Origin of the sequence: Thiorhodospira sibirica ATCC 700588, from assembly GCF_000227725.2 — a bacterium.
GTDB lineage: Bacteria > Pseudomonadota > Gammaproteobacteria > Ectothiorhodospirales > Ectothiorhodospiraceae > Thiorhodospira > Thiorhodospira sibirica.
The window spans coordinates 1,246,381-1,266,880 of the sequence record NZ_MU255056.1; the positions used below are offsets into that span (position 1 = coordinate 1,246,381).

The window sequence follows — 20,500 nt, forward strand, 5'->3', positions numbered from 1 at the left end:
TTTGCCTGGTTGTCTTTGGTGCTTGAGTACATGGCATGAGTGAACAAGGGCAAAGGCTGGCGGCTTGAGGCGATGACATGCCGCTCGGTGTGTCCGGCAACGCCGCATGATCTGGCGGGTAAAAGCCCCTTATACCGAACAAAGCTGGCCGCGCCCTTGGTGCGGCTTGCGATCCCTCCCTGGCCTTAAAGGCTTGGGTTTCTCGCGGAGAAGCTGATGAACAGATTGTTGATGCTATTACTTGTGTGGATTTTTCTGGTGCCCGGCGCGGCCTTCGCCGCTGGCCCCAGCGTGCCTTTGGATGCGGTCAAGGTCAATGTACACGATCGCGATGCCTTGCAACGCGGCGCCAAGCTTTTTGCGGGTTATTGCATGGCCTGTCACTCGGCGCAATACATGCGCTATACCCACGTTGCCCGTGATCTGGGCTGGAGCGCCGAGGAAATGCGCGAAAACTTCCTGTTTACGCGCAATCAAGCCGGTGATCCAACCCCGATGGGCGACATGATGCAAGCGGCCATCAGTGACAAAGATGCGGTTGAATGGTTTGGTGTGGTGCCGCCGGATCTGACCCTGTCTGCTCGCCTGTACGGTGAAGACTGGATGTACACCTTCCTGCGCAGCTTCTATCTGGATGAATCCCGTCCTTTGGGGGTTAACAACAGCGTCTTTGCCAGCATCGGGATGCCGCATCCCTTGTGGGAACTGCAGGGCTATCAGGAAAAGGTCGGCTATGAAAACAAACGTCCGGTCTTTGAGCTGACCCAGCCCGGCGGCCTCTCACCGGAAGAATACGATTCCGTGGTGCAGGATTTGGTGACCTTCATGACCTATCTGGCCGAACCGATCAAGCTGCAGCGTGAAAGTATCGGCCCCTGGGTCTTGTTGTTTTTAGCCGGTCTGACCTTCCTGTTTTATCTGCTGAAGAAAGAATACTGGAAGGATGTGCATTGATTTGCACCCGCGCAGCCTCTGATCCAGCGCTGCGGCCCGGTTAGCGGTCTGCAGGCGCGGCGCATCAAGGCCCAGGATACACGGTATTCTGGGCCAACGCGGATATGGGGGCTTTAACAGTTGCCGGTTATGCCGTCTTGTCTGTGGTTAGTTCTGCCGCGCCACCACGGACACCCGATCAATGCAAGTCTGGGTAGCCCCCTCCCTGTGCGGCGTCTTTGATCCTCAACCCGAGTTGCCTTTGCTATGCATGCCCCCTTATCCTCCACACGCCCCTACCTGATCCGCGCCATTTATCAATGGCTGGTGGATAACGATCTAACCCCTTATCTGTTGGTCGATGCCCGCTTTCCGGATGTCTGTGTGCCGCAACAGTATGTGCAGGACGGTCGGATTGTCCTTAACCTTGCGCCGATGGCGGTGCATGGTCTGATGCTTGGTAATGAAGAAGTCAGCTTCAGCGCCCGCTTTGGCGGCAAACCGATCAATGTCACCGTACCCATTGCCCGGGTTTTGGCGATTTATGCCCGCGAAAATGGCCAGGGCTTGATGCTGGGGGAAAGTGATGACCCCATAAGCACCGATGAGCCCCACACACCGCTTGAAGAAGCCGCCTCGGCGGATACCCATGCGCCAAACGGAGAAACCCGCCCGCCGCGCAGGGCGCCGAAGTTGCGCGTGATTAAATAAAAGTACATTGCCCCCGGCAAAACTCCCGGTATTTCGCTACAATGCCGCAGTTTTCAAACTTTTAACCCGTTTGTCATGGTGTCCCCAATATGGCCCAAAACGCAGAGCTGTTAAGCAGACCGCAAGCAATGCTTTACACCCTAGGCATCAATCACAAGACCGCACCGGTGGCGATTCGTGAGCGGGTGGTTTTTCCCCCGGACAAGGTAGAACCGGCATTGCAGGAATTGATCAGCGCGGCCCATTTGCCGGAGGCGGCGATTCTATCCACCTGCAATCGTACCGAGATTTATTTCAGTCAAAATACTGAAAATGGCGATGATGCGGTGATCCGCTGGCTCGGCGAATACCACAAATTGCGTCTGGATGAATTCCGCCCGTATCTGTATCAGCATGGTGAGGCAGACGCTGTGCGCCATGTGATGCACGTTGCCTGTGGTCTGGATTCGCTGGTGTTAGGCGAGCCGCAGATTCTTGGGCAGATGAAAACCGCCTATCAGGCCGCCAATACCGCCGGAACGATGGGACGGGAACTGGGGCGTTTGTTCCAGCATGCCTTCTCGGTGGCCAAGAATGTGCGCACCGCCACCGCCATCGGCGCCAGCGCGGTGTCTGTGGCCTTTGCTGCGGTCTCTTTGGCGCGGCAGATCTTTGGGGATCTCAAGCCGCTGACCGCAATGATGATCGGTGCCGGTGAAACCATCGAACTGGCTGCCCGCCATCTGCATACCAATAAAGTGGGTAAATTGCTGGTTGCCAACCGCACCCTGGAACGTGCCAATGATCTGGCCAGCCAGTTTGGCGGTGAAGGGCTGACCCTGCAGCAGATTTCTGAACGCCTTGCGGAGTGCGATATCGTCATCTCTTCTACCGCCAGCCCGGTGCCGATTCTGGGGAAAGGTGCGGTGGAGCGCGCCCTGAAAATCCGCAAACACCGCCCGATTTTCATGGTCGATATTGCCGTACCGCGTGATATTGAACCGGAAGTCAGTGAACTCGATGATGTTTATCTGTACACGGTAGACGATCTGGAGGAGGTGATTCAGGAGAATCTGCAGTCACGGCGCGAGGCAGCCACCCAGGCGGCGGAGATGATCGAGGCTGAAGTGGCCAGTTTTATGGGCTGGCTACGCGCCCAGGAAGCGGTTTGTACCATCCGCGCCTTTCGCCACAAGGCTCACAGCCTGCAGCACGAAGTGCTCGACAAGGCCCTGCAAATGGCGGCTGCCGGACGCTCTACCGAAGACAGCCTGCGCTATCTGGCGCACACCCTCACCAACAAACTGCTGCATGACCCCTGTCACCGGATGAACGATGCGGCCCGTCAGGGACGGGTTGAACTGCTAGAAGCCGCACACAGCCTGTTTAATCTGCCGGAATCGGCCTTGGTGCGCCGTGGTAAAGAGCAACTGTGAAGGACTCCATCCGCCTAAAGCTTGAGGGCATCAGCGAGCGCTTTGAAGAACTCGGGCGCTTGCTCTCGGATGCGGAAACGATTGCCCAGCAGGACCGTTTCCGCCGTTTGTCGATGGAATACAGCCAGCTTGAGCCGGTGGTGGCCTGCTGGCAAGACTATCATCGGGTCACCCAGGATCTGGCCGCCGCACAGGCCATGCGCCGCGATCCCGACCCGGAGGTGCGCGCCCTGGCCGAGGAAGAACTCGGTCTGTGCGAACAGCGCCACGCAGTGCTGGAACTGGATTTGCAGCGCCACTTATTACCCACGGACCCGCACGATCAAAGCAATATTTTCATCGAAATCCGGGCGGGTACCGGCGGTGATGAGGCTGCCCTGTTTGCCGGTGATTTATTTCGCATGTATGCGCGCTATGCCGAACAGCGCGGCTGGCAAATGGAGGTGCTGTCGATGAGCGAAAGCGAACAGGGTGGCTATAAGGAAATCATCGCCCGCATCATCGGCCATGGTGCCTATTCACGCCTGAAATTTGAATCCGGCGCGCATCGGGTGCAGCGGGTGCCGCAAACGGAATCCCAGGGGCGCATCCACACCTCCGCCGCTACGGTGGTGATCATGCCCGAGCCTGATGAAATCGAGGCCCCGCAAATCAACCCCGCCGATCTGCGCATTGATACCTATCGCGCCAGCGGTGCTGGCGGTCAGCATGTTAACCGCACCGACTCTGCGGTGCGCCTGACCCATCTGCCCAGCGGCATCGTGGTGGAGTGTCAGGACGAACGCTCACAGCATAAAAACAAGGCACGCGCCATGAGCCTGCTCGCGGCCAAGCTGTTTGAGGTGGAGCAAAAGCGCCAGCAAGATGCCCAAAGCGCCACGCGCAAAAGTCTGGTGGGCAGCGGCGACCGCTCCGAGCGCATCCGTACCTACAATTTCCCGCAGGGGCGGGTGACGGATCACCGCATCAACCTGACCCTGTATAAACTGGATGTGATCATGGAAGGCGAGCTGGATGCGGTGATTGAACCGCTGATCAATGAGTATCAGGCCGAACAGCTGGCGATTCTTGCCAACGAGAGCTGAGCCGCCATGAGGTGCGCTTGGCACGCTAAGCATTTGATCTGGTCTAACCATTTTCAACAACCCCGCATAAAACCATAAGGACTTCAAAGCCGATGGCTAAAACCATAATGATTGTCGATGATTCGGCCTCGATTCGTCAGGTCGTCAGTATTGCCCTCAAAGGTGCCGGTTATGAGGTGCTGGAAGCCAGTGATGGCAAGCAGGCCCTAGCGCTGTGTGAACAGCAGAAAGTGCATCTGGTGGTCTGTGATGTGAATATGCCGGTGATGGATGGCATCACCTTTGTCAAAGAGCTCAAAGCCCGGCCAATGAGCAAATTTACCCCGGTGATCATGCTGACCACCGAGGCCGGTGATGCCAAAAAGCAAGCAGGGCAGCAGGCCGGTGCCAAGGCATGGATTGTCAAACCCTTTCAGCCGGCGCAGTTGCTGGATGCCGTTGCCAAGCTGAGCCTGCCTTAAGTCTGGCCTGCGATACGCCGCGTGTCTTTTTGAAATCCTGCCGATGCAATGTTTGATCCAAAGCACTGAGGTCAGCTCTGCCCATCTGTGCCTTAAATTTGAAGGCGAGATGAGCATCTATTATGCCCAGCAGATCAAAGAGGCGCTGCTGGAGGCGATGGCGCAGCCCTACGCCACCCTGGAGCTGGATTTAAGCGATGTCACCGAGCTTGACACCGCCGGGGTGCAGTTATTATTGCTGGCGCAGCGGGAAATGAACGCCGCCGGACGCCAGTTGCGCATGTCGCAGCAAAGCCCGGCGGTGGCGGCAGTCCTGGGTTTGTTGCGCCTATAATCCACGGCACCCGCGATGAACCCGAACTCAACGGCCACGGCAGCAACGCCGCTTCCCCCCTTTTTGGTATCACGCGATGCGCAGATGCTGCTGTATATCCGGGTGCAACCTCGCGCCTCACGCGACAAGATTGCGGGCCGTTTCGGCGAACGCCTGAAAATCTGCATCACTGCACCACCGGTTGACGGCGCTGCCAATGAGCATCTGCTGTGCTTTATTGCCCGACACTGCAAGGTCGCCCGCCGTGACGTGGCGCTATTGCAGGGCAACAGCTCGCGGGACAAAACCATTGCCCTGCCGGTGACGGCGGATTTTTCTGCCCTGCTGGCCTTTGCCTGAACGCTCCCCCGCGCATTCCCCCTGCTAGGCGTGAGCCAGGAGGGGGTCAAGCGGGGTTTCTTTTGAGGGGTTTGGTGCCTTGGGATTCCACAGAGGCCCGAACCGTCTCCAGGGATGCACTGCCGACAGAGCCAACATAGCAAGCACGGTGCCAGAACATCGGCTTCCAGTAAAACGCTGCCAAATGCTCCGCAAAACGATTGCGGGCGCGACGGGCGCTGGCCGTCAATTCCTCATGCAGGCATGGACGGCGGTACGATGTCATAAACCGCGTGAGAACTAGATTTGGTGGGGTTTTCCATGGTTGCGCTTTAATGATTTTAATGGAATTATAGCAACCATGAGCATGAATGGACACCGCTTTCGCTGCTATCCCAATCGCACACAGGAAAATATCCTGCTGCGCTGGATCGGCTGTCAGCGATTTATCTATAACAGCAAGGTCAGGGAAGACCGCTATTTTCGTGCCTTTGCCCGAAAAGCCTTGTCGCTGACTGGGCAAAAACCGCCCATTGATCAGCAATACAGTCAATTCATTGGTCCTGATACGGCATGGTTGCGTGAAGTGCCCTCTCAGGTATTGCGCAATGGCGCGGTACGCTGGAAACAGGCCTACCGTCGCTTCTTCCAGAAACTCTCCGGACGTCCAACCCTGCATGGCAAAGGCGGCGAGCAAAGCGTCTGGCTCACGCGGGAACTGTTTGCTTTCGAGGATGATGGCGAAGGCGGCTACTTCCTTCGTATCGGCACGAAAAAACACCCGCTCGGCAGGTTGCGCTATGTTTCGGATCGGCCCCATGACCTACCTGCATCCATCGTCATCAGCATCAATGCCGGTCAATGGCATGTGTCATTTGCCACCGAGGATGATGTGATCTATCCAAAGCCCGCAGAGATCCAGGCCGAATTATCGCAGTGGGATGAAACCGACTTGAGGGCGGCCACCCTCGGCGTGGACCGTGGCATCGCCAATCCGGCCTGTACCTGCGCGGGAAAAGTCTATGACTTCGACCCGGTGCAGAAAGCGCGGATGGAGAAGAAAATACGCCAGCGTCGGCGCTGGCAGCGTCGGATGGCGCGGCGCACCAAAGGCTCATCGGGCTGGCACAAGGCCCGAAAGCGGGTGGCGCGAACCTACACCTACGCAAGCAATGTCCGAAAGGACTTTGCCCACAAGGTCAGCCATGATCTTGTGACTGCGCCGGGGGTAAGGATGGTGGTCATGGAAGACCTGAAAGTAGCGTCCATGAGCCGTCGCCCCAAGGCTAAGGTCAACGACCGGGGCCGACCCGTGGCCAATGGTGCTAGGGCCAAAGCCGGACTCAACAAGGCGATCCTCAATAGCGCCTGGGGGAGAATCAAAACCTACGCTCAATACAAGGCACCGAGAAACAACGTGCTGTTTCTTGTGGTGCCGCCGCACCATAGCTCGCAGGAATGTGCCGTTTGCGGCCACATTCACCCGGACAATCGGCCCAGCCAAAGCCGATTTGTCTGTCAACGCTGCGGGCAGACCGATCATGCCGATCACAACGCCAGCCGGGTGATTGCCCAACGTGGCGTGAGAAAGGTGGTGGGTCAGTGCAAATCCGATCAAAAGGTAGGGGCGGTACGCCCCGAACCGCTGTCCCCGGACAGCTACGCTGGTGGAGATCAAAATAAGCCGCAGGCGGGTCAACACCCGTCCGCGCACCGATCATCGAAACCAGAAACCATGCCTACAACCGCGCAAGCGGTTTAGGGATGGTAGTTCATAGCACCCCGATCCTTTTTAACCCCGGCACACCGCCATGCCTTTTGGACTTGATATACGACATGAGCGACCACGCACTTGAGCACCATCAGCAACTGGTTCAGGCGCTGCTTGATCCGGCACGTTATCCGCATCCGGTGGAGCGCGTTAGCAAAATCGAGACGCATATTTCCACGGTGCTGCTGGCGGGCGATTTTGTTTATAAACTCAAAAAGCCGGTTAATTTCGGTTTTCTCGATTTCACCGCACTGGCCCAGCGGGGCTTTTTTTGCGCCGAGGAGCTGCGTTTAAATCGTCGGCTGGCGCCGGGGCTGTATCTGGATGTGGTGACGTTGACCGGCACGCCGGATCATCCGCAGTTTAATGGCGCGGGTGAGCCGCTGGAATATGCCGTCTGTATGCGCCGCTTTGATCAGGCGCAGATTCTCGATCAGCGTCTTAAAGCAGACAAGCTGCCGCTGGCGTGGATGGATCAGCTGGCCGCTCAATTGGTGCCCTTTCATCAGCAGGCCGCCGTGGCGACGCTGGATAGCCCGCTGGGAGAACCGGAGGCAGTGTACGCACCGATGCAGCAAAACTTTGACCAGCTGCGTCAATGGCTTAAGGAACCGGCGTTGCTGGCGGAGCTGGATGCGCTGGAACACTGGACCCAGACACGCTATCAGGCACTCAAACCGCTGCTGGCCGAGCGCAAGCAGCACGGCTATGTGCGCGAGTGTCATGGCGATTTGCATCTGGGCAATATCGCCTGGGTGGATGAGGCGGTGCTTCCCTTTGATGGCATTGAGTTTAATGAGGCCTTCCGCTGGATTGATGTCAGCAATGAGGTGGCCTTTTTATTGATGGATCTGGAAGATCGCGGTGCCTTTGCCCATGCGCGGCGTTTTCTCAATGCCTGGCTGGAATACAGTGGTGATTATGCTGCCCTGCCGCTGCTGCGTTTTTATCAGGTATATCGGGCCATGGTGCGCGCCAAAGTGGCAGCGATTCGCCTCACACAAAGCGGACTGAGCAGCGCCGAGCAGGCCGAGATTACCGCCCATTATCAAAGTTATGTGCGGCTTGCGCAGCGTTTTACCCAGCCCACGCAGGCCGCCCTGGTGATCACGCACGGTTTTTCCGGTTCAGGCAAAACCACGCAGACCCAGACCTTGGTGGAGGCGCTGGGGATGGTGCGCATTCGCTCGGATATTGAGCGCAAGCGTCTGGCCAATCTGGCCCCCACACAGCGGGCCACTGCCGCGTTTGCGCAAGGGTTGTACAGCCCGGAGCAGAGCGCAAAGACCTATGAACGCCTGGCCGAGCTGGCCGAGACGGCGCTGCAGGCCGGGTATCCCACGCTGGTGGATGCCACCTTTCTGCAGGCGGCACAGCGTCGCCGCTTTATCGCACTGGCGCAACAGTGTGCGGTTCCTGTAGAGATTATCGATTTTGTGGTGGCCCCGGAGGTGCTCAAGCAGCGTGTGGCCGCCCGCAGTCAGGCCAATCAGGATGCCTCGGATGCCGATGTTGCAGTGCTTTTGCAGCAAATGCAGCAGCATGAGCCGTTACAGGCCGATGAGCCGGTCACGGTCGTTGACGAAACAACCCCGCTGCCGGTGGATGCCTTAGGCCGGAAGCTCAACCTTGCTTGATGGAAAAAAAGCCGATGCTTTCTTGTTTGCTGCGTAGTCCTTACTTTTTACTGATCGTGGTATTACTGACTGGGCTTGGTGGCTGCAGCGTGGCGCTGGATCGCACGCCACTGGAGCGCCACAGCTATTTGCTGCTGGCTGAGCATCCCGCCCCGATTGCCCCGGCAGAACAAGGTCTGAGCCTGGCGGTGGGTGCGGTGAATGTCGCCGCGCCTTTCAATGGGCGCAATTTTATTTACCGCACCGATGCGCTTAACTATGTCTCGGATTATTACCGTTACTGGCTGAGCGCGCCCCGCGACCAATTCAGCACCCTCACCGTGCAATGGCTGCGGGCCTCGGGCCTGTTTGCGCATGTGCAGATTCCGGGCATGGCCCACCGCGCTGATTATCGTCTGGATCTGGATGTGAGCCGCTTTTATATCGACCTGGCTGAGCCCGAGCAGGCCCACGCCGTGCTGCATCTGGCCGCCTACTTAAGCAAGCCGCGCAGTCCGGAATACACCATCCAGCGCTTTAGCTATGCATTGACTGTCCCGCTACAGACTGAGGCAGACCCGATTCATGCCAAGGCCACGGCCTTTAACCAGGTGCTGGTACAGGCCCTGCAGGCGCTGGAGCAGGATTTGGCGCAACATCTGCAATAAGACCGTGTGATGGCGAAGAGCAAAGAAAGTACCCCCCAGACCGCCGCCGCCCTCACCGCGCAGCGCGTCGACAAATGGCTGTGGGCAGCGCGTTTTTTCAAGACCCGCAATCTGGCCATTGAGGCAGTCACGGGGGGCAAGGTGCATGTCAATGATGAGCGGGTCAAACCTTCCCGGCAGGTGCGGGTGGGCGATACCGTCTCCATCAGCAAGGGCGTGGAGAGCTTTGTGGTGTGTGTGCGTGGCCTGCATACCCAGCGCCGCCCGGCCAGCGAGGCGAGTCTGTTATACGAAGAAACCGAGGCCAGCCGCGCTGCCCGCGAACAGGCGCAGGAAGCGCGCCGTCAAGGCTATCTGGCCGACCCGCAGGTAGACCATCGGCCCAACAAACGCGACCGCCGCCACATCCGCCGTTTTATCGGCAAGGATTAGGGGGCGTTAACAATGACCCGTTTTGCCAAGGTGGATGTAAGATCGCTGTATTTGGATGCTTTATGCCCTGCTTGATGCTGCGTGATGACCCGTGGGAGAGGCTTGAACCGCTTCTCCCCGGCAAAGTGACCGACGGTGGTGTGACCGTCAAAGACAACCGCCTGTTTGTCAATGTGGTCTTCTGGATTATCCGCACCGGCGCGCCCAGGGCTTGGCGGCATGTGTTGACATCCTCCCCGCCCTACCTGCCTGCGCCGCGTGCGTCGCGGCAGGCAGGTAGGACGGGGATTCCTAACCTCACGATCAGGACTTTCTGTTTCAACGAGATCAGCCAATGCCGCTTTACAGCAACACGGGACTTACGTTCTCTGTGCAGACTACCCCCGCCAGCCCGGCGGTTAACACATTGCGCGCTGCATTCACATCGCGGTCGTGGAGACTGCCGCATTCCGGGCAGACCCGCGCTCGGACAGACAGCGGCATTTTCGCTACGGTGTGTCCACACTCAGAACAGCGTTTGCTCGACGGATACCAGCGGTCGATGCCCGCCAGCATTCGCCCACACCAGTGTGCCTTGTACGCTAACTGCCGGACGAACTCAGACCAGCTTGCATCGCTGATCGACTTTGCCAGACAGCGGTTCTTCTGCAGGTGGCTCACGGCCAGCATCTCGACGGCGATCACTTGCTTTTCGTTGACCAGCCGGGTTGAGCGCACGTGGCGGACGCATCTTGCGTTCGCTTGGTTTTCAGCGGCACCTGGAAGGTGCCGCCACGTCTTTGAAGGCGCTCGTCGTGTATTCCGCTGACTGCGGGCCGTCCTTGCGCTTGAACGCGGGATACCCGGCGCGTTTGGTGAAGAAGTTGTTGAAGGCCGTTTGCAAATGGCGTAACGCCTGCTGTACCGGAACGCTGCTGACTTCGTTGAGCCACGCATGTTCTGGCGTCTTCTTCAACTCGGTCAGTCGTGCGGAGGTCTCGTGATAGCCGACGCGCTTTTGGTCCTTGAACCACGCATCCGTACGCAGCCGCAGCATGTGGTTGTACGCGAAACGCACACAACCGAACGTCCGGGCAAGGGTTTGTTCCTGCGCGGGCGTTGGATAGAACCGGAAGCGGTAGGCGCGTTTGATGTCCATATCCATACATTACACGCGATAGCGCACTGTGTAAAACCTCAACATAGAAAGGAGCGCGGGAGCAGGAGGCTTGCTTCGCACGCCGCGCTATCCCTCCTCGGCCTTGCGGCCGGGGTTTCCCGCGCAAACTGATGAACTTAGACCGATAGGCGTTGTTCGATCAAGGCTAGTTGCAGGCTGTCTTCGCGCAGGGTTTCGAGGTGGGTTTGCAAGGTGTTGACTTCATGTTGCAGCTTGGCCAGGCGCGGGTCGTTTGCCGGGCGGGCTTTGCGTTGTTCACTCAGGATCGCCGTTTGCACCTCGTATTCCTGGCTTAGGGTCTGTTCCAGCTGTTGATTGGCCTGAATACGGCTTTGTAGTTGTGCCCGCCGGGTTTCCAGTTGATCCCGCTTGACGCGCCCGGCTGCATATTGTGCGCGCAGGCTATCGGCTTCGCGCTCCAGGCGGGCAATGTCTGCGCGGGTGCGTTCATTGTGCGCCCGTGCGGTGTCGTTAAACTCAGCCACCCGCAGCGCCTCGCCTTCGAGCAGATCCTCGGTCGATGCATAGTTCTGCTTGCGCTTGGCGATCTCATTACCCACCATAAAGCCCGCTCCGGCGCCAATGAGTGCCCCCACTGCCGCGCCGCGTTCGCGGTCAATGGCATAGCCCAACAGCCCGCCCAGCAAGGCACCCGCCCCGGCGCCTTCGGTTTGCGTGCGTTGCTCATCGGGTAAATTCGCGCAGGCGCTTAGCAGCAATAAGACGCTCAGGCCGATCAAGGGTGTGTTGCGCATGGCGTTGCCTCCCATTTATAAAAAATACATGTAGTGCCGAGCGGGGGCGCGACGCTCCCATACGGCTTCGTGCCAGGCTGGGGCGCGGTGCTCCCACCGCCCATTTATGGCGGGGTCTCGACAAACTGCGCCTTGAAATCCTCCAGCCAGCTGTCTGGTTCTGCGCGCCGCTGTTCGCTGAAAAACGCCACATGGGTTTTGAGCAAGCCCAGCACCGTCTGTTCCCGTGCGGGGGGTTGCTTTGCCAGCAGGGCGCTAATCGCCTCATCAATATATGCGGCTTCATATTCACCCAATTGGCTGACCTTTTCCCGATAGCCTGCCAGTTGTTCGGCAATGCCGGTATTGATGTCATCAATAGCGCGGTCGATTGAGGCCAGTTGTTCCTGATAGCGGCCAGATAATTCGGCCAGCTGTTGGGCGGCGGTGCGAGAGCGTTGCAGGCTGGTCTGGCGTGCCAGGTAGATGCTGAGATTGGTGCCATTGCGGGCGGCATCCTGGGCCAGACTGCGGGCGCTTTCACGTTGCGCCAGTTCGAGGCGTTCGCGGGCGCGTTCCATATACACCTGAATGGTCTGCAAGGGATCGCGCAATTCGGGATATTGCCCCATCAAGCGCTCCAGCAATGGCTCCACCGTGCCCAGCTGTACGCTGGCTTGGGCCACCAGATTATCCAGGGTGCGCCCCACCGGCATGGCGCGCCGTGTCTGGGCGCGGTAGTCTTCATATTCCTGTTCAATGCGCGCCCGCTGCTGACTATTGACCACGACATTTGAGCCGATGGCCAGCCGGGCGCCGGTATTAAACGAGCGGCGTTCTTCCATCACCCCAAGGTCTGCATTCCAGGCATAGGCATCCAGTTCTGCCCGCCACGCAGTGCGCATTTCTGCCGCCGGGGTGGAGACACTGCCACCGCGCACCGCAACCCCGCCGGGCTTGCCTTGCCCAATCTCGGGGCGAAACAGACCGGCCGTGATTTCCTGCACATTGCCCAGCAGGTCGTGAAAGCCCAGCGCATTGGGTGCGCGCATACCAATGGGGCGCAGTTGATGGCGGGCATTGCCCAGATGCCAGGCGTGTTCATTGAGTGCCTGCACGGCAAACGGCAGACGGTCTTCAAACTGTCCGGCCTCCAAGGCGGGCAGACCACCACGGGCGACATATTCCCATTCTTCTTCAGTCGGCAGACGCATAAAGCCCGGCACACCATCCATGCGCGGCAGGTCAGCAATGCGCTCCGGATGTTGCGGATCAAACAGCCATTGATTGTAGCGGCGCAAAAACACCTGGATATCCTGATAGCTGACAAAGCTCAGTGGCTGCATCAGCGCATCCCGGCGCGCCCGTCCCTGCAGCTCGGCCAGGGTCTGATCCAAAGGGTCATTGCTGACCGCCAGCAGCCCCTCCAGGCCCATGACCGCCATGAATTGTTCTTTGCTCAGCTCGTATTTACCCAGATAGATAAACCAGTCCTGCCCGTCACTGGAGGGAAATGAGCCGCTGATCTGGGTGCGTTGCAGGCCTTCAAAGATGCCGCCGGAGGCATCGCCAATCTGAATTACCCGCGCCGGGTCGCCCCAAAAACCACTGCCCGGCACCTTCACCGCCCGAAAGACCATGCTCACGCCCTCGGGCATGGGCAAGATCAGATCATCAATCGCAGGTTTGGGGTTATAGGACGTGGGCGAGGGCAGGGTTCTGGCCTGTGCCATGGGCATACACAGCCAGACCAGACAGAGCAACCAGAAACAGCGGATACGCCGCGTGTTAGTGTTCACGAACCACCTCCGCAGGGTCGATGCACGTGGTGCGCCAGGCGGCTGCCAGCGAGGCCAATATGGCCAGCACAAGGGTCCCGGCAGCGGCGATGAGGATGTACGCTGGCGGGAGTGTGCAAAAACGCTCACCCGTCGCCAGATCGCTGGCAAAGGTATAATTGATCAGGCTGGCCAGCGCCAGATATCCCGCAAAACTGGTCAGCAGCCCCAACAGGGCAATCCACAGCGCCTGCACCACCGGAAAGAAAAACACCGCCCGCCGCGACACGCCGTTCAAACGCAAGATACCCAGATCACGGCGTCGCCGCTCAACCGCTGCATACAGACTGGCAATCAGCACCGCCGTGCCGCCGCTAATACCCAGCAGGGCAATCAACCAAAACAGTCGCTGCAAACCCGCATCCAGGGTGCGAATACGCGCAATAGTCTCGACTTCAGCAATCACCTCAATACCCTGGGCGTGCAACGCTTCATAGAGCGCGGGCACGTCATCAATGCTGTGCGCATACAGGCGAAAGCCGCGATAGCCGCCGCGCTCCATGACAAAGCCCAGCGGCGGCGCTTCGTAGCGTACCGTGCGCAACGTCGCGGTGCGCAGCAGGCCAAGCAATTCAATCGGGACAATCCATTGATCATTTTCCAGGTCCGGGTGCGGCTGTGAATGCAAGGGAAAAGCCACAGGCTCCACCCCTTGCGCCGTCACCATGATCACCTCATTATTATCCAGCCCTGGCGCCAGCACTTGTGTCAGGCGCTCAACGCTCAAGGCATTGACATCCAGGGCGTCCCACGGCGTTGCCGGCAAGTTGAGTGCCTGCGCCTGCAACGGATGCAAAGACAGACCGGTCAGCAGGAGCGCGTGCCCCGCCGCATCCTGCAGGCTCAGCGTATCCACATAAGGCAGCAGATAGGCTCCCTTGCCGCGCAGCTTTTGTGCCACCGCCTGGATATTGGCGTGCGTGACCGTCGCACCCGGCACAAACAGGGCATAGCCATGCCACGCATCCGACAAACTCACCCCCAGCCGGGCGGCAAGCTGTGCCGGGCTTTGCGCCTCCATACGGGCAAAGCCGGTGTTGATGATCAGCCCGGTGCGCTCAATCGCCGATAAAGGCTCTGGCAATAACAGCAGCACCCCATCAAAGCTGGGGAACGGCGTCGGTGTTTGCCCCGGCCAACCGCGCTGCGGCGCGCCATAGCCTTCCTTGTAGCCTTCAACATCCAGCACCAGCGCCAAATCGGTATAGATACGCGGCAAACTGCCCGCTCGCGGATTCAGCACTCCCACCACCCGCAGCGTAGCGTCTGCACTTTCCACCCGTCCGCCCCGACTACGGGTCACCCGCACCGTGAGCATCTCCCCGGCAACCACGCCCAGTTGCTGCGCGGCGGCATGACTAAGCACACACTCCCCATCCTCAGGAATCGCGGTGCCATTTTCCAATAACAGCGGATCGCCCGCGCCCGTGGGGATCAAATCCAGCGCCAGGGGCTGTTGGGTCTGCGGGTGCATGGCATAGAGCATGGAAGACAGCGGCAATACTGTGGGGGTCAAAAACCCCACGCCCGGCCATTGCGCCACCGCATCAAACCACGCCGGCGGGTATTCACGGGTTTGGGCTGGGCGCAATTCACGAAATACCGGGTCCTCGACCAGACGATCACGCATCAGCTCAATGGTGCCATATTTGAGGCCCAGCAACACCAGCAACGGCGCGATCACCGCCGCCAAGGCAATCACCAGACACAGCGTCAAAATCCATTCATGGCGCAGATGCGCACTCGCCAGTGCTGAAATCACGCGCACAGCAGCTTGCATGGGTACATACCGATTAAGCGGATGAGTCGATAGCAATGCGGTTGAAGCTTATCGCATTTGCCACAAAAAAGCGCATGTATCCAAGCATAAACCATGATGGCCATTATCGCATCATGGTTTATTGAGTGTCGGCGTCGCGCAGCTCTTTGGGCAGGGAAAAGACGACATTTTCAGATTTGCCGGCAGACTCGCGGATCTCGCAAGCGCCTGCGGCTTTGAGCCATCCCACCACCTGGGTGACCAGCAGTTCCGGAGCAGACGCCCCGGCGCTGACCGCAATGCGCTCGCAGCCTTGCAGCCACTGCGGATCAATTTCTTCGGGTCCATCAATGAGATACGCCTTGATCCCCAGCTTGGAGGCGATTTCACGCAAGCGGTTGGAATTGGAGCTATTGGGTGAGCCGACAATCAGGAATAAATCACATTCCGGGGCCAGTTGTTTAACTGCGTCCTGGCGGTTTTGGGTGGCGTAGCAGATATCGTCGCGTTTTTGTCCCTGAATCTTGGGAAAGCGCTGGCGCAGCGCCTCGATAATTCCGACCGTGTCGTCCATCGACAAGGTGGTCTGGCTGACATAGGCCAGACGGTTCGGGTTACGCACCTCAAGCCGCAGCGCATCGTCTACCGATTCCACCAGGTACATGCCGCCGCCCTGCTCCGGGTCATATTGACCCAAAGTCCCTTCCACTTCGGGATGGCCAGCATGACCGATGAGCACAATCTCCTCACCACGCTCGGCGTGGCGTATCACTTCCAGATGCACCTTGGTGACCAGCGGGCAGGTGGCATCAAACACGCGCAGACCGCGCCGCGCCGCTTCTTCGCGCACCGTGCGTGACACCCCATGTGCGCTGAAAATCACCGTCGCTCCATCGGGTACCTCGTCAAGTTCCTCAACAAAAATCGCCCCCTTGGCACGCAGATCATCCACCACATATTTGTTATGCACCACCTCATGGCGCACATAGATCGGCGCATTAAACAAGGCCAGCGCCCGTTCTACAATGGCGATGGCGCGGTCAACCCCGGCACAAAATCCACGCGGATTTGCCAAAACAACATACATTGAATAAAACTCCTCAATCATGCACGACCAAGGCTGCCCACCTTGCTCAATGCGTTAGCCATACGGGGGATTTTATGCCTCTGCGAGGCTGTTATGCTGGCGATAGTAGCGGATGATGGTGCGAATCAGGGTGCGCATGTGATCGCGGTCGGTGTTCAAGACCAGATCAGCGACCTCGCGGTACAAAGGATCACGCACCCGCAGCAGGGCTTCCAGGCGGGCGCGAGGATCTTCGGTTTGCAGCAGGGGACGGTTACGATCACGGGCGGTTCGGCGCAACTGCGTTTTGACCGAGGTCTTGAGATAAATCACCAGGCCGCTGTTTTTGAGACACACGCGGTTTTCTTCGCGCAGCACCGAGCCACCGCCTGTGGCCAGAATAATGCCCGGATACTGGCACAATTCCTTGATCATCGCTGCCTCGCGCAGCCGAAAGCCCGCCTCGCCTTCATATTCAAAAATGGTCGGGATATTCACCCCGGTACGCTGTTCGATTTCATGGTCGCTATCAAAAAAGCGCATCCCCAGGCGCTCACCCAAGTGGCGCCCCACCGTGGATTTACCCGCCCCCATCGGGCCAACCAGAATAATATTGGACATACATCCCCGTTTTTTTGCAGTTGATGCCGCGTCATTGCGCGGCGTGCGTACACGCTGCCAAACACAGTGCAGCGACGCCACTGAAGCCGCCGCTGCACTGTGGGGATCTTGCCCTACATCGGTACGCGCTTGACCCCGGTGCCAGACCCCAAGAGCAGCACATCCGCAGGCCGCTGGGCAAACAAGCCCACCGTGACCACCCCCGGAATCTGATTGAGCTGTGTCTCCAGGGTGATCGGCTCGAGGATTTCCAGATTATGTACATCGAGAATAATATGGCCATTATCCGTGGTAAAGCCCTGTCTCAGGATCGGCTGCCCGCCAAGCTTGACCAGCTCACGCGCCACCAGACCCCGCGCCATGGGAATCACCTCAACGGGCAAAGGAAATCGCCCCAAGACATCAACCAGCTTGCTCTCATCGGCTATGCAGATAAACTTTTCACTGGCGGCGGCAGCGATTTTTTCACGCGTCAGCGCCCCGCCACCGCCCTTGATCAATTGCCGATATGGATTAGCCTCATCCGCGCCATCGACATAAAGCGGCAAAGTCCCCACCGCATTTAAATCAAGCACCGCAATCCCATGATCCCGCAAACGCTGGGCGCTGGCCTCGGATGAGGCCACAGCCCCGTCAATGCGACTCCTGACCCCCGCCAGCAAATCAATAAAATGATTCGCCGTCGAACCCGTCCCCACACCGACAATCATCCCGTTTTCCACATAGGCCATCGCAGCCTCAGCCGCCATTTTTTTCATTTGATCCGGTTCCATTCTCTCTCCTGCATCATGGGTTTATTTTAGGTTTGACAGCCCGCTGCATCAGCGCAGCGAATCTGCAACGCCAGATTTTGGCATGACATTTGGTGAAAAAGATACACGCATCTGCCGGGCAGCTTATCCATTAGGCAACACACATCCCCGAATCTGCGGCAGTCAATGGCTTTCTGAACAGCCCTGTTTTAAGAAATCCAGGGCGGTTTGCAGGTCTTGGCATTGGGGGATGGCGGGGAGGCTTTGCAGGAAGGTGCGGCCATAGGCTTTGGTGTGCAGGCGCGGGTCGCAGATGACCAGCAGGCCGCGATCACTGACATCACGAATCAGGCGGCCCACGCCTTGCTTGAGGTTGATCACCGCCTGCGGGAGTTGATAGCGGACGAAGGGGTTTGCGCCCTGTTCGCGCAGGTATTGCAGGCGCGCTTCGAGTACCGGGTCGCCGGGGGAAGCAAAGGGCAGTTTGTCGATGATCACACAGCTTAATGCCGCGCCGCGCACATCCACGCCTTCCCAAAAGCTTTGCGCGCCGAGCAGGACGGCGCTGCCATGCTGCCGGAATTGGGTCAATAATTCGCCTCGGGGCGCCTGTCCCTGCACCAGGATCGGACGCTGCAGATGCCTTTGCAGCCATTGGGCGGCCTCGCGCAGGGCGCGGTGACTGGTAAACAGTAAAAAACTGCCGCCGGGGTTTTGCTCTAAAATCGCCAAGGTGGCGTTGAGCATGGCCTGGGTGTAGCCGGATTCATTGGGTTGTGGCATTCCCGGTGGGCAGTACAGGCGGGTATTGCGAGGGTAGTCAAAGGGGCTGGGCAGTTGCAGGCAGTGGCTGTCTGACAGTCCCAGGCGGGCGCTGAAATGACTGAAATCACCGTCCACCGAAAGGGTGGCGGAAGTGAAAATCCAGGCCGCGTCGCTGTGTGCGCGATACTCACTGAAAGGCGCAGCGATCTCCAGCGGCGTCAGGTTGAGATTAAAGCCGCGTGCAAAGGTTTCCACCCATAACACGGAGCCTTGCTCGGGCTGCTTGAACAGATTCAGATAATATTTTTGCAGCATCGCACGGCGGGCGCATTGTTCCAGTCCTTTGCCACGTTCGGCGGCCATTGCCAGGTGCTCAATCAGGGTGGCGAGTGTGTCTTCAAGCGCCGCGATGGCTTGAACCAGCCCCGGTTTTTGCATCACTTGCGCCCAGGCGGTGCGCTGATAGGGTTCTCCAAGCTGCTTGCGCACTTGTTCCACTGCGTTGGGCAAGGTGCGGGCAAGCTGCTTTAAATCGCGCATATCAGCGGCATCCTTGCCTTGTTCCGTCAGGATGTCGCGGGAGAGTTCTACCAGTTGCCGGGCGCTGACGGTCTGGGCAAAAAAGTGGGTTGCCGCCTCGGGCAATTGGTGCGCCTCATCGATAATAAAGGCCTCCACCGGCGGTAGCAGTTCTCCCAGGTGATCGCTTTTAAGCGCAATATCAGCCAGCAGCACATGGTGATTGATCACGATGATCTGGGCCTCGTGGCTGCGCCGCCGTGCGGCGAGCACAAAGCAGTCGCTGTAGCAGGGGCATTCCTGTCCCAGGCAGTTCTCTACCGTCGAGGTGACCTGTGGCCAGAGCGCGGAATCCTCAGGGATGCCGCCGAGTTCGGCAATATCGCCGGTGTCCGTGCGCTCAAGCCATTGGCTGATATGCTCCAGATGCTGAAATTCATCGAGCATGTTGGCAAGCTGCCCCTGCGAGCGCGCCAGTTCCAGGCGATAAGGGCAGATATAATTGCTGCGCCCCTTGAGTAAGGCGGTCGGCACATCCAGCCCCAAGGCCCGTTGGACCAGGGGCAGATCTTTGTTATACAGCTGATCTTGCAGATTGCGGGTGCCGGTGGAGATGATCACCGTATCCTCGCGCACCAGGGCGGCCACCAGATAGGCAAAGGTTTTGCCCACCCCCGTCCCCGCCTCAACCATTAAGGTTTGCCGCTGGACCAAGGCCTCTTCCACCGCATGCGCCATCTGCTGCTGACTCAGACGGGCGCGAAAGCCTTGCTGATGCTGGCTGAAGGGGCCGTCATCACCCAGCAAGGCCGCCGCATAATAGATGACCGGGTCCAGGCCGGTCTCCTCGTCGCTATCCATCACGCTAGCCCAGAGCCGCTCCGTCAAGTTCGCGGGCACGCTGCAAGGCCTCATGGGCGCCCTGTTCATCGCCACGCTGGCTGCGCGCCTGGGCAATGATGCGCCAGCTACGCGCCATCAAGCGCCGATCACCCCGCGCAAATTCATTGGCCCGCAAGGCCAGGGTTTCTGCCTGAGTGAGTTGCCCCTGCTCCAGACGCACCAGGGCCAGACGCTGCCATAACAGGGCGTTATTAGGTTCAATGCGCAAGGCCCGCTCCAGCCGGGCGGCGGATTGTTCCGTTTGCCCGCGTTCCAGTAACTGTTCGGCGTCCTGCAATAAGGCCACAACCGCCGGTGAACCCTGCGGGGCGGAGGTATTCTGTGCCAGCGGCGGGGTACTGCTGCGCGCCAGCGCCGGGGCACGCGGGTGCGTTTCCACCCGAGGCGGAGGCTCTGCGGGTCGCGGTGGCTCAGGCGGCGTGAACGCCACGACTTCAGGCGGTGTGGGGCTGGGCGCCGGGGTCGGCACGGGAGCGCTGGGACGGCTGGTGGCCACCGGCGCAGGCGGTATCTCCTGCGCCGAGGGTGCCGGGCGGGTGCTGCGCGAATCTTTGCCTAGCAGTCCACAGGCACTCAGGCTCAAGGCCAACAGGGTAATCAATACAGGTTTGAGCATATCAATCGGCTCCATCACGGCACA

General features: G+C 59.0%; 22 protein-coding genes and 1 pseudogene. 12 read left to right on the forward strand and 11 right to left on the reverse strand.

All coding sequences use genetic code 11. The annotated features are described in order from the left end of the window. The first annotated feature begins 216 nt into the window (after positions 1–216). The 7 genes from THISIDRAFT_RS05990 to THISIDRAFT_RS06020 all read left to right on the forward strand — a co-directional run bounded on the left by THISIDRAFT_RS05990 (position 217) and on the right by THISIDRAFT_RS06020 (position 5,278). Positions 217–954: a cytochrome c1 gene (locus tag THISIDRAFT_RS05990; RefSeq protein WP_006786454.1), complete on the forward strand. Its 738-nt coding sequence runs from the start codon at positions 217–219 to the stop codon at positions 952–954. Positions 955–1,200: 246 nt separating this feature from the next. Continuing rightward, positions 1,201–1,644, forward strand: a complete 444-nt coding sequence (locus THISIDRAFT_RS05995) for a ClpXP protease specificity-enhancing factor (RefSeq protein WP_006786453.1) — start codon at positions 1,201–1,203, stop codon at positions 1,642–1,644. A gap of 128 nt (positions 1,645–1,772) precedes the next feature. Further along, positions 1,773–3,059, forward strand: a complete 1,287-nt coding sequence (gene hemA / locus THISIDRAFT_RS06000) for a glutamyl-tRNA reductase (RefSeq protein WP_040851505.1) — start codon at positions 1,773–1,775, stop codon at positions 3,057–3,059. Next, entirely contained in the window at positions 3,056–4,144 is a 1,089-nt protein-coding gene (gene prfA, locus THISIDRAFT_RS06005; RefSeq protein ID WP_006786451.1) for a peptide chain release factor 1, read from the forward strand. Before hemA ends, prfA begins: the two co-directional genes overlap by 4 nt. A 92-nt stretch (positions 4,145–4,236) precedes the next feature. After that, positions 4,237–4,605, forward strand: a complete 369-nt coding sequence (locus tag THISIDRAFT_RS06010) for a response regulator (protein WP_006786450.1) — start codon at positions 4,237–4,239, stop codon at positions 4,603–4,605. A gap of 43 nt (positions 4,606–4,648) precedes the next feature. Further along, positions 4,649–4,939 (forward strand): STAS domain-containing protein, encoded by a 291-nt coding sequence (locus THISIDRAFT_RS06015; RefSeq protein ID WP_006786449.1) that lies wholly within the window; start codon positions 4,649–4,651, stop codon positions 4,937–4,939. 84 nt (positions 4,940–5,023) lie between these two features. Next, the gene (locus THISIDRAFT_RS06020; protein WP_040851522.1) at positions 5,024–5,278 is read left to right on the forward strand and encodes a DUF167 domain-containing protein; all 255 of its coding nucleotides are present in this window, start codon (positions 5,024–5,026) and stop codon (positions 5,276–5,278) included. 46 nt (positions 5,279–5,324) lie between these two features. Here the strand turns inward: THISIDRAFT_RS06020 and THISIDRAFT_RS15310 are convergent, their stop codons facing one another. After that, on the reverse strand, positions 5,325–5,543 hold the full coding sequence (locus THISIDRAFT_RS15310) for a transposase (protein WP_083824561.1): 219 nt from the start codon (positions 5,541–5,543) through the stop codon (positions 5,325–5,327). A 75-nt stretch (positions 5,544–5,618) separates the two neighbouring features. Between THISIDRAFT_RS15310 and THISIDRAFT_RS06030 the strand changes: the two genes are divergently transcribed. The 5 genes and pseudogenes from THISIDRAFT_RS06030 to THISIDRAFT_RS14730 form a co-directional block, all read left to right on the forward strand. Beyond that, positions 5,619–7,019: an RNA-guided endonuclease InsQ/TnpB family protein gene (locus THISIDRAFT_RS06030; RefSeq protein ID WP_006786447.1), complete on the forward strand. Its 1,401-nt coding sequence runs from the start codon at positions 5,619–5,621 to the stop codon at positions 7,017–7,019. Between the two features lie 74 nt (positions 7,020–7,093). Beyond that, on the forward strand, positions 7,094–8,665 hold the full coding sequence (locus THISIDRAFT_RS06035; RefSeq protein WP_040851502.1) for a bifunctional aminoglycoside phosphotransferase/ATP-binding protein: 1,572 nt from the start codon (positions 7,094–7,096) through the stop codon (positions 8,663–8,665). A gap of 14 nt (positions 8,666–8,679) precedes the next feature. After that, positions 8,680–9,312, forward strand: coding sequence for an ABC-type transport auxiliary lipoprotein family protein (locus THISIDRAFT_RS06040; protein WP_006786445.1), 633 nt, complete (start codon positions 8,680–8,682; stop codon positions 9,310–9,312). 9 nt (positions 9,313–9,321) lie between these two features. Next, on the forward strand, positions 9,322–9,744 hold the full coding sequence (locus tag THISIDRAFT_RS06045; RefSeq protein WP_006786444.1) for an RNA-binding S4 domain-containing protein: 423 nt from the start codon (positions 9,322–9,324) through the stop codon (positions 9,742–9,744). Between the two features lie 62 nt (positions 9,745–9,806). Continuing rightward, positions 9,807–9,962 (forward strand): annotated as a pseudogene (locus THISIDRAFT_RS14730) (transposase); the annotation flags it as partial. A 124-nt stretch (positions 9,963–10,086) separates the two neighbouring features. On the opposite strand, the gene THISIDRAFT_RS14735 reads toward THISIDRAFT_RS14730, so the two are convergent. From THISIDRAFT_RS14735 to THISIDRAFT_RS06095, 10 genes are all read right to left on the reverse strand, one after another. Next, positions 10,087–10,461, reverse strand: coding sequence for an RNA-guided endonuclease TnpB family protein (locus tag THISIDRAFT_RS14735; RefSeq protein WP_006786442.1), 375 nt, complete (start codon positions 10,459–10,461; stop codon positions 10,087–10,089). Positions 10,462–10,492: 31 nt separating this feature from the next. Continuing rightward, a complete protein-coding gene (locus THISIDRAFT_RS14740; protein WP_246585335.1) occupies positions 10,493–10,882 on the reverse strand; it encodes an RNA-guided endonuclease TnpB family protein in 390 nt (129 codons plus the stop codon). A gap of 137 nt (positions 10,883–11,019) precedes the next feature. Then, positions 11,020–11,658 (reverse strand): glycine zipper domain-containing protein, encoded by a 639-nt coding sequence (locus THISIDRAFT_RS06060; protein ID WP_006786440.1) that lies wholly within the window; start codon positions 11,656–11,658, stop codon positions 11,020–11,022. 104 nt (positions 11,659–11,762) lie between these two features. Next, on the reverse strand, positions 11,763–13,436 hold the full coding sequence (locus tag THISIDRAFT_RS06065) for a formylglycine-generating enzyme family protein (protein ID WP_006786439.1): 1,674 nt from the start codon (positions 13,434–13,436) through the stop codon (positions 11,763–11,765). Then, on the reverse strand, positions 13,426–15,255 hold the full coding sequence (locus THISIDRAFT_RS06070; RefSeq protein ID WP_006786438.1) for an ABC transporter permease: 1,830 nt from the start codon (positions 15,253–15,255) through the stop codon (positions 13,426–13,428). Before THISIDRAFT_RS06070 ends, THISIDRAFT_RS06065 begins: the two co-directional genes overlap by 11 nt. Before the next feature lie 118 nt (positions 15,256–15,373). Beyond that, positions 15,374–16,321: a 4-hydroxy-3-methylbut-2-enyl diphosphate reductase gene (gene ispH, locus THISIDRAFT_RS06075; protein ID WP_006786437.1), complete on the reverse strand. Its 948-nt coding sequence runs from the start codon at positions 16,319–16,321 to the stop codon at positions 15,374–15,376. A 72-nt stretch (positions 16,322–16,393) separates the two neighbouring features. Next, positions 16,394–16,921, reverse strand: coding sequence for a shikimate kinase AroK (gene aroK, locus THISIDRAFT_RS06080; protein ID WP_006786436.1), 528 nt, complete (start codon positions 16,919–16,921; stop codon positions 16,394–16,396). 113 nt (positions 16,922–17,034) lie between these two features. Then, on the reverse strand, positions 17,035–17,694 hold the full coding sequence (gene rpiA, locus THISIDRAFT_RS06085; protein WP_006786435.1) for a ribose-5-phosphate isomerase RpiA: 660 nt from the start codon (positions 17,692–17,694) through the stop codon (positions 17,035–17,037). Positions 17,695–17,856: 162 nt separating this feature from the next. Further along, positions 17,857–19,818, reverse strand: a complete 1,962-nt coding sequence (locus THISIDRAFT_RS06090; protein WP_246585336.1) for a DNA repair helicase YoaA — start codon at positions 19,816–19,818, stop codon at positions 17,857–17,859. 4 nt (positions 19,819–19,822) lie between these two features. Further along, the gene (locus THISIDRAFT_RS06095) at positions 19,823–20,476 is read right to left on the reverse strand and encodes a tetratricopeptide repeat protein (RefSeq protein WP_006786432.1); all 654 of its coding nucleotides are present in this window, start codon (positions 20,474–20,476) and stop codon (positions 19,823–19,825) included. Between the last annotated feature and the right edge of the window lie 24 nt (positions 20,477–20,500).

Excerpts from the sequence above, each read along its gene's own strand:
- THISIDRAFT_RS06030 (WP_006786447.1), top strand. The coding sequence starts at position 5,619 with ATGAGCATGAATGGACACCGCTTTCGCTGCTATCCCAATCGCACACAG.
- THISIDRAFT_RS06090 (WP_246585336.1), bottom strand. The coding sequence starts at position 19,818 with ATGGATAGCGACGAGGAGACCGGCCTGGACCCGGTCATCTATTATGCG.
- THISIDRAFT_RS06045 (WP_006786444.1), top strand. The coding sequence starts at position 9,322 with ATGGCGAAGAGCAAAGAAAGTACCCCCCAGACCGCCGCCGCCCTCACC.
- THISIDRAFT_RS06020 (WP_040851522.1), top strand. The coding sequence starts at position 5,024 with ATGCTGCTGTATATCCGGGTGCAACCTCGCGCCTCACGCGACAAGATT.
- rpiA (WP_006786435.1), bottom strand. The coding sequence starts at position 17,694 with ATGGAACCGGATCAAATGAAAAAAATGGCGGCTGAGGCTGCGATGGCC.
- THISIDRAFT_RS05990 (WP_006786454.1), top strand. The coding sequence starts at position 217 with ATGAACAGATTGTTGATGCTATTACTTGTGTGGATTTTTCTGGTGCCC.
- THISIDRAFT_RS06040 (WP_006786445.1), top strand. The coding sequence starts at position 8,680 with ATGCTTTCTTGTTTGCTGCGTAGTCCTTACTTTTTACTGATCGTGGTA.
- aroK (WP_006786436.1), bottom strand. The coding sequence starts at position 16,921 with ATGTCCAATATTATTCTGGTTGGCCCGATGGGGGCGGGTAAATCCACG.
- THISIDRAFT_RS15310 (WP_083824561.1), bottom strand. The coding sequence starts at position 5,543 with ATGACATCGTACCGCCGTCCATGCCTGCATGAGGAATTGACGGCCAGC.
- THISIDRAFT_RS06060 (WP_006786440.1), bottom strand. The coding sequence starts at position 11,658 with ATGCGCAACACACCCTTGATCGGCCTGAGCGTCTTATTGCTGCTAAGC.
- THISIDRAFT_RS06015 (WP_006786449.1), top strand. The coding sequence starts at position 4,649 with ATGCAATGTTTGATCCAAAGCACTGAGGTCAGCTCTGCCCATCTGTGC.
- THISIDRAFT_RS06070 (WP_006786438.1), bottom strand. The coding sequence starts at position 15,255 with ATGCAAGCTGCTGTGCGCGTGATTTCAGCACTGGCGAGTGCGCATCTG.
- THISIDRAFT_RS05995 (WP_006786453.1), top strand. The coding sequence starts at position 1,201 with ATGCATGCCCCCTTATCCTCCACACGCCCCTACCTGATCCGCGCCATT.
- THISIDRAFT_RS06095 (WP_006786432.1), bottom strand. The coding sequence starts at position 20,476 with ATGCTCAAACCTGTATTGATTACCCTGTTGGCCTTGAGCCTGAGTGCC.
- ispH (WP_006786437.1), bottom strand. The coding sequence starts at position 16,321 with ATGTATGTTGTTTTGGCAAATCCGCGTGGATTTTGTGCCGGGGTTGAC.
- hemA (WP_040851505.1), top strand. The coding sequence starts at position 1,773 with ATGCTTTACACCCTAGGCATCAATCACAAGACCGCACCGGTGGCGATT.
- THISIDRAFT_RS06035 (WP_040851502.1), top strand. The coding sequence starts at position 7,094 with ATGAGCGACCACGCACTTGAGCACCATCAGCAACTGGTTCAGGCGCTG.
- THISIDRAFT_RS06010 (WP_006786450.1), top strand. The coding sequence starts at position 4,237 with ATGGCTAAAACCATAATGATTGTCGATGATTCGGCCTCGATTCGTCAG.
- THISIDRAFT_RS14740 (WP_246585335.1), bottom strand. The coding sequence starts at position 10,882 with ATGGACATCAAACGCGCCTACCGCTTCCGGTTCTATCCAACGCCCGCG.